This is a genomic window from Methanospirillum sp., from assembly GCF_035406105.1.
Classification (GTDB): Archaea; Halobacteriota; Methanomicrobia; order Methanomicrobiales; family Methanospirillaceae; genus Methanospirillum.
The window spans coordinates 1-7,225 of the sequence record NZ_DAONKG010000129.1 but is presented as its reverse complement, the minus strand read 5'-3'; the positions used below and the strand labels follow the sequence as shown (position 1 = coordinate 7,225).

Here is a 7,225-nt window from a genome sequence, read left to right as displayed (position 1 = left end):
GGCCGGGCGGATCATCATCGAGGGCGAAAACCTGGTTATCCACATCGACCGGGAACCCCGCTGGTTCTGTATCCCGCTCGGTGATATAGCCGCCGTTCTCGCGGATGATTCCCGTGCCATCCTCCTTTCGACCGGGGATATGGTGGGAACCGCACGGCTCTCGGCATCCGGCCGGGCGGTGAACTTTCTCATCGGGCCGGTCCTCTACACTACGCCGCTCGCACGGGTCATCGACGTGCTGGAGGGGAGAGCGAGGAAGGCAGCGGTGTTCGCGGGAGAGGCCCGGCCACGTGACCATGCATGACGGGAACGCACCGATCTCCCCGGATCGCCATTCCGCGGGAGATATGCTTTCCGATAGGAAACCCGCCGTTCAATTCTTTATATACTCCTCCCTCCTTTTTTCTGCCCCTGGTTATCCCGGGGGCAGGAGTATCAGCAGCATGGCAGACTTTGTCCAGAAGAGTGTCACGAAGAGTGCGGTCCGCACCCTGAGTGCACCCCTCGCAGACGCAGCAGCCGTCAACACCATCGTGAACACCCTGATTGCGGCAAACCCGCTCGGGTGCACGCCGTACGAGGTCGGAGGCGTCACGATGGCCCCGGTCGCAAAGACCCGGGAGAGTTACGGCGCCCGTATCGCCTACGAAGACGACGAGGCAGCAACCGTGGGGACCATCTCCATCCGGGCACCCACGACGGCAGCCTTTGCGACCGTGAAGTCCGAGCTCCTCGCCGATGCGGAGATTTCCGCCGCGATGGGGGGCGACCCCGTGAACCTGCCCGACAGGGAGACCTGCTCGGTCACGGTCCGGTGCCACGACCCGTCCGGCGAGATCTACTACCTCACGTTCACCCGCGACGCAGTCCGGATCACCTCGTACGAGAGCGATTCGATCCTCTCGCTCGTCGAGCAGTGGGCGGACACGGTGCCGGCACTGGCCTGAACGGGGAGCACACGATTCCCCTGTCCGGGGGAGGAGGGGCCATGGAAGACGGGCTCCTGTTCCTCCTCGGCATGTGCCTCGGGAGCCTGATGATGCTTTTTGCCATCCTCCGGGCGATCGCCGGGATGCACAGCCGGCTGGAACAGATCCAGGGGAGGCGGTGAACACCCCGTTCCCGCTTCCCTCTATTCCCTACAGGCCGCTTCTTTTCCCCCGAAAAGGAGGTCTTTTCGCATGGTCGATAACGAGTTGATCCAGGTTTTCGAGCTGTTCGTTGCGCTGGTGGCGGCCATTGCCGCCTACTGGCAGCACAGGCAGAAGGGCCGGGCGGTTGAGGAGCGGGAGGAGGCCGTCGTCGAGAAGACGATTGCCGAGGCGATGCGGTGTGCGGCAGAGGCGCACCGGGACGACGTGATCGCGTACTTCGACCCGGCCGACGACTCGGTGACAACGCCTCCCGAGGCGGTCCCGGCCCGGTCCTGGAAGATGAGCGACGAGACGAAGCGGTGGATGCTGTCCGGGCACCCGCCGGATGAACAGGCTTCCCTCCTGAAGCAGATTGCCGAGGCAGAGGAGCAGAAGAAGATGCGGTACGTCATCTCCGTGCCGCATGCCTTTTACGAGATCGAGTACGGGCTCGTGAAGGGTGGAGGGAGGGGAGGGTAGAGCCTTTCCTTAATCCCTCCTTAAAAAAATCAATCTGGCTTTATCCTGATACTGTTGCGATCGCTGTCGGATAGGTGTCGAACACATACTGGTAGACAGTATCGCATTTCTGCTGATACACTTCCTTATCGTATTTGTCAGGCAGCTGATCGAGGATATTCTCGATACACACGCGGACTGTCGCCCTTGTCTGCTGCCGTTTCCTCCAGTCCAGCACGAGTTTCTCTCGCTTCAAAGTTTCGAGAAGTTTCTTCACCACACGTTTGACCTGGTTCTCCTCTTCTTTGGTGAGATGCATATCAGGCTTGGTGAGCAAGTCGAAAACAGTCAATTCTTCCTCGGTCAAATTCTCGCGAATCGAACGCCTCTCTTCTTCCTGGAGTTCCCGAGAAAGAATCATCAGTTGTCTGAAGAGTTCTTCGATGTTCAGGCTCCCGGCGTTATATTCGGCGATCATTTGTTGGAATTTTTCGAGGTAATTAATCCGGGTCCGATTGACTGTGACCATCTGGGTGATTTTCCGCTCGACAATGCTCCTCAATCTTTCGAGTTCTATCCGTTTCTGCTGGATCCTCTGTTTCTCGATTCGTTGCCGGAGTTTGTCGAGGTCGAGCTGGCTCAAGTCGAGCAGTTCCGGAGGTCGGATGATGTATCCTTCGGCCGCTATTGATCGGTCGAGGAGTTTGTCGATTTCTGAAATCACTTCGGAGATATCTGGTGTTGGGGTGAGCTCGCGGATTTTCGCTGAAAGGACGAGATAGAACATGCACTGGGGAATAAGTTCGTTCGCTATTGGATCCGGCTTGATTGCTTTGAAGAGGCGTTTAATATCTGAGGCCAATTGTTGGTAGGTCTGTTTTGAGGCATCGTTTACGATGATTGAAGCAACCGCATCGTCCAGGAGCTTCAGCTTCTGGAGATCGCGGGCGTTGATGATTTCCTGGACGTTTATTCCGTGAGCTTCGCAGAATGCCTGCGTTTCACGCAATACCTGGTTGAGCAAGGCAATGAGTTGTCCCTTGTCTTTGATGGGTGTGGAATCATCTCCCGCTCCGACCGGCGCATAGATGGCGAGTGCCTTTTGCAGGTCCTTGAATACCCCGTAATAATCAACAATTAACCCGTTGTTCTTCTCGCCAAAGACCCGGTTTGCCCTGGCGATGGTCTGCATGAGGGTATGGTTCTTCATCGGTTTGTCCAGGTAGATCGTAGAACAGGCGGGGGCATCGAACCCGGTCAGCCACATGGCACATACAAATACCAGCCGGAGCGGATCATCGGGATCCTTGAACTTGGTCGCCAGGTCTTCCCGGACCATCCTCGCCCGGTGAGGGACGATATCGACTCCCTTCTCCCGGAGATCCTCGATCTCGTTCTGGGACTGGGAGACCACTACTGCCATATCGGTCCGATGCATGAAATTGATGAGATTACCCAGTCTTTCTTTCTCTTCACCCTGGGCTGTCCGATATTGGACCTCCAGATTGCGAAGATGTTCCTTCCAGTATTTTTGGACCTTGTCGTACATCTTAACCGCGGTGGCTTTGTCGACGGAGACCACCATGGCCTTCCCCTGGTAGCCCCGGCCGGTGAAGTGAGTCACGATATCTTTTGCAATGCGTTCGAGCCGGTCGTCCCGGGTGATGAGGTGGTAGTCCCTGGAGAACTCCCGTTCCAGTTTCTTCTCCTGTTCTGGATCGAGTTCTGCTGCCTCGATGATCTTCTCGATATCCTCGTTGATGTTCAGGTTCGTGAGTTGAAGCTCGGGGATGCGGTTCTCGTAGTAGAGCGGGACAGTCGCTCCGTCCTCTGTTGACTGACGGTAGGTATATACGCTGACGTAATCGCCGAAGACCTCGCGGGTCTTCTCCTCGGTCTGGATGAGAGGAGTCCCGGTGAAGGCGATGAACGCTGCATTGGGAAGGGCGGTTCGCATGTTCAAGGCGAGGGTATCATACTGGGTCCGGTGTGCTTCATCAGCAATGACGATGATGTCCGAGCGGGTGGTGAGCACGGGATAGGTCTCCCCTTTTTCGGTCCGGAATTTCTGGATGAGGGTGAATATGTAGCGATGGTCTTCCCGGAGGAGACGCTGTAAATCCTCCCCGCTCTCTGCCCTTGCCTGGGTTTCGCGGACAGCGCCGGAATGCGCAAAGTTCTGGTAGATCTGTTCGTCCAGTTCGAGCCGGTCTGTCACGATGACGAAGGTCCAGTTCCCGGATAATTTTCGGAGGACTTTCTGGGAGAAAAAGATCATAGAGTAGCTCTTCCCGCTCCCCTGGGTGTGCCAGAAGACCCCAAGCCTCCCCTGATTCTCCCGTATGCCTTTCAGGGCCTCAATGGCATTGTTTACCCCGAGGAACTGGTGGTTCTTCGCGATGACCTTCGCGGTTCCGCCCGGGACCTCCACAAACAGGGTGAAGTTCTCGATGAGGTCGAGGAGCTTCTCCCTGTCGCAGGTCCCCCGAATCATGGTCTCGATCGAGACGATTCCTTCCTCTCCCTCCGAATTGATTCGTTTCCATTCGTTGAAGTGTTCCCATTCGGAGGTGATGGTCCCGATAACACTCCGGCTTCCGTTCGAGAGGATGACGATGCCGTTGTACCAGAAGAGTTGCGGGATGCTCGTCTTATAGTCGCGGAAATTATCTTTGTATGCTTTCTTCAGGTCCTTGTGGGAGGCTTTCAGTTCGATGAATACGAGGGGGATCCCGTTGACGAATCCTACAAGGTCTGCCCTCCTCTTGTAGAGGTCTCCCGAGACCCAGAACTGGGATGCAAGAAAATAGTTGTTATTCTCCGGATTGTTCCAGTCGATGATCTTTACGTTCTCGGTGACTGACTCCCCTTGCGGATTCCTGTATTGTACCCGCACCCCTTCCCTGAGCATCTGGTAGATCTCCCGGTTCGCACTCACCGGGCTCATAGTGCTCCGGTCCCGGGTGATTTCCGCAATGGCGAGGTCGATGACATCCGGAGACAGGTCCGGATTCAATTTTTTCAGTGCGGGTTTGAGTCGTCTGACCAGGACCACTTCCTCAGGTGTCTCCCTGCCGAGTGATCCGCCTCCGGGGAGGAATGTCTCATCATAGCAATTGGCGGTTTTCCAGTGGAGATCCTCAAACAGGTGAATGACTGGTTGTTCAACGAGCGCGTCTTCGGAATAGTCATTCCCTCGACCGGGCTTCATGGACTAAACCTTTGTTTAATGTAATCCTGGATCTGACTTGCCGTAAGTTCTGATGTCGATGGCCCGGTGCGGATGTAGAACCGTTCAATGGTTCCGTCTTTCACATATACGGGCGATTTTGCTTTTGTGCATTCCACTATCATCACCCGGTTGTCCTTGTAGTCCTCGAACCGGATGTGAATGAAGGGAAGGAATATCGGACCCATCCGGTCCTTGATCAGATTGACGAGGTGGAGACTCATCTTATCTTCGTTCTCGAATCCTTCGCCAGCAATACCGAGGACTGTACCGTCATCAGATATCCCGATCATCAGGGTTCCACCATGGGTATTGAGGAAGCCCGCGATGGTCTTTAATACCGCAAGTTCCATTTTCGGATCTTTCACTCCGGTATGCAGGTTCATCCTGAGCGTGGATTTGAATTCGATATAGGTTGATTCGCCAGTCTCCACCATCTTGTCGATGCTCACAGAGGTTTGTGCAATCTCCCCTTTCTTTTCAGCGGTGAGGATCTGGTAGGCTTTCTGGATGACACGAGCGATGAGCACCCGCCGGGCTTCGAGAAATTCCCGGTACTGCATCTGCTCCCAGTTTTCCGGAAGGGCATGCCACTGATACATCTGGTTCAGTTCATCTCTTCCGAACCGGGTTTTGAAGGTTGAAAGGTATTCTGCGGGAGATTGGTCTGAAATTTTGATATTGTCTCCCCATTCAACGAGGGTATAATTTGCGATTTGGTTGATGTCCCGTTTTTCCGTGATGCCGATTTTCGAGAGGTATGCCCGTGGGAACAGGTGATGGCGTTCAACACCACTCTTTGTTCCCTGCGATACATGATCGAGGAAATCCGCGACTTTCTGATTGGAGAACAGTGCCTTTGCTTCTATGAGGACGAGAGCAGCATGATACGCAAAGAGTGACGGACTCTGAGGCGACGATGTAGCGAGATCGTTTGGCAGGGTGATGGTCCAGAAATCCTCGGGCATCGCAAGTTCGCAGGCGCGTTCCAATATGCTCACGAACTGTTCCGCATCTTTCACTTCACGAAAACGGGCGAGGTCAAATTCCAGTGCGGATTCGGGCGAACTGGTGTACCGTCCTGTCAGGCTGGCCATGAAGAACCATCGGGCGATTACCCTCCGGAGCCTGAATTCCTCCACCTTGTATTCGGTTCTGCCCATGAGGTAGAGGACGTAAGAGAAGAGCAGGGTGTTCCTGGAGCTGATCATTTTATCGCTCCGGAACCCTGCATACCGGAGACAATGCATGAAGTCATGCCAGTACTGGAGGTTGAGCACCCGTTCCTGCGCTTTCTTCAGTATCTCAAACTGGGCAACCCGTCGTTCGTCGCTGAACTGACCGGTGTCCAGGTCCTTGCCACGCAGGAGGGAGTAGATGTACTGGAGCCGGGCACGTTTGAATCCTAATCCCACGCAGACCCTGAGCATCTGATCGGGCTCTGGCTTGATGAAGTAGTTGAACGGTGAAGGTCCCTTGATTGAAGGCTGGCGGGCATCCCTGCAGAACTGCTCCAGTTGAGATCTTCCTTCATCCCAGAATACCGACATGAGCGTCAGGATGAAATCGGACTGGTTGAGAGGTGTGCCCTTGCTGTTGATGCGGACAAAGACGTCGGCGACATCCTCTTCTCCAATCTCTGGCGAGAGTTCGAGGGCGGTGAAAGGGAAAGAGAGGAGGTTCTGGAGTTTTGAGATGCTTTTCTTGATTTTCTTCTCTTCCTCGCTGGTGACTTCCCGGGACTTTTTCAGTTCGGAGAGGTAATTGTCCACCACTTCGAACATGTCAGTGTCTTTGCTCCAGAGAATCGAGATGTCAGGGATGTAGGATTTGTCCCGCTCGATCGCGGCATCCGTAACCTCGAATTTTTCCTGTAACGGGTTGAAGGCGATTCGAATCTGCTCTTTCTGGAAGTTTGCACGGGTGACAGGGATCCTTTTCACCACGGCATAGAGGGACGTCAACCGTTGCTGGCCGTCAACGATGAGGAGACCTGGCGCCCTCTGTTTTTTGTCGAGGCCGATGGTTCGTACGCCTTCAGACAGGGCATTTTGCCAGAAGAGCAGGTACCCGACCGGATAGCCCCGATACATTGAATCGAACAGGTCCCTGACCTTTGCATTCTTCCAGACAAACGGGCGCTGGATATCAGGAAGACCGATATTGCCCAGTTCGATGCTATCAACAAGAGAACTCAATGTGTAATTTACCTGTTTGAAGACCGTTTCACTCATGTATTTTCCTCGGGGATTGTGATGTCCAGTTCAGAAACGTCCAGCTCACCGGAGATGAGCTTGGGAAGGAGGAGATCGCGGGTGCGTTGAAGAGTGATATTTTTGTTCTTTATTATTTTCAGTAATTGAAAGAATGTACTTGATAAAATTACAAATTTTTCGAGGATTTG

6 protein-coding genes are annotated in these 7,225 nt (G+C 54.4%); 4 read left to right on the top strand and 2 right to left on the bottom strand.

Features of this window, described 5'->3' with window-relative positions:
- From PLA23_RS08605 to PLA23_RS08590, 4 genes are all read left to right on the top strand, one after another.
- Nucleotides 1-304 (top strand): hypothetical protein (locus PLA23_RS08605; RefSeq protein WP_324474875.1); only part of this gene is annotated, 304 nt, incomplete at its 5' end.
- 139 nt (nucleotides 305-443) lie between these two features.
- Nucleotides 444-947, top strand: coding sequence for a hypothetical protein (locus PLA23_RS08600; protein WP_324474874.1), 504 nt, complete (start codon nucleotides 444-446; stop codon nucleotides 945-947).
- A gap of 41 nt (nucleotides 948-988) precedes the next feature.
- Nucleotides 989-1,111 carry a hypothetical protein gene (locus PLA23_RS08595; RefSeq protein ID WP_007315705.1) on the top strand — a complete coding sequence of 41 codons (123 nt, stop codon included), beginning with the start codon at nucleotides 989-991 and terminating at the stop codon, nucleotides 1,109-1,111.
- Nucleotides 1,112-1,181: 70 nt separating this feature from the next.
- On the top strand, nucleotides 1,182-1,613 hold the full coding sequence (locus PLA23_RS08590; protein WP_324474873.1) for a hypothetical protein: 432 nt from the start codon (nucleotides 1,182-1,184) through the stop codon (nucleotides 1,611-1,613).
- A gap of 40 nt (nucleotides 1,614-1,653) precedes the next feature.
- Here the strand turns inward: PLA23_RS08590 and PLA23_RS08585 are convergent, their stop codons facing one another.
- The gene (locus tag PLA23_RS08585) at nucleotides 1,654-4,803 is read right to left on the bottom strand and encodes a type I restriction endonuclease subunit R (RefSeq protein WP_324474872.1); all 3,150 of its coding nucleotides are present in this window, start codon (nucleotides 4,801-4,803) and stop codon (nucleotides 1,654-1,656) included.
- Nucleotides 4,800-7,055, bottom strand: a complete 2,256-nt coding sequence (locus PLA23_RS08580; RefSeq protein WP_324474870.1) for a GmrSD restriction endonuclease domain-containing protein — start codon at nucleotides 7,053-7,055, stop codon at nucleotides 4,800-4,802. The genes PLA23_RS08585 and PLA23_RS08580 overlap by 4 nt, the downstream gene beginning before the upstream one ends.
- Nucleotides 7,056-7,225: the final 170 nt, after the last annotated feature.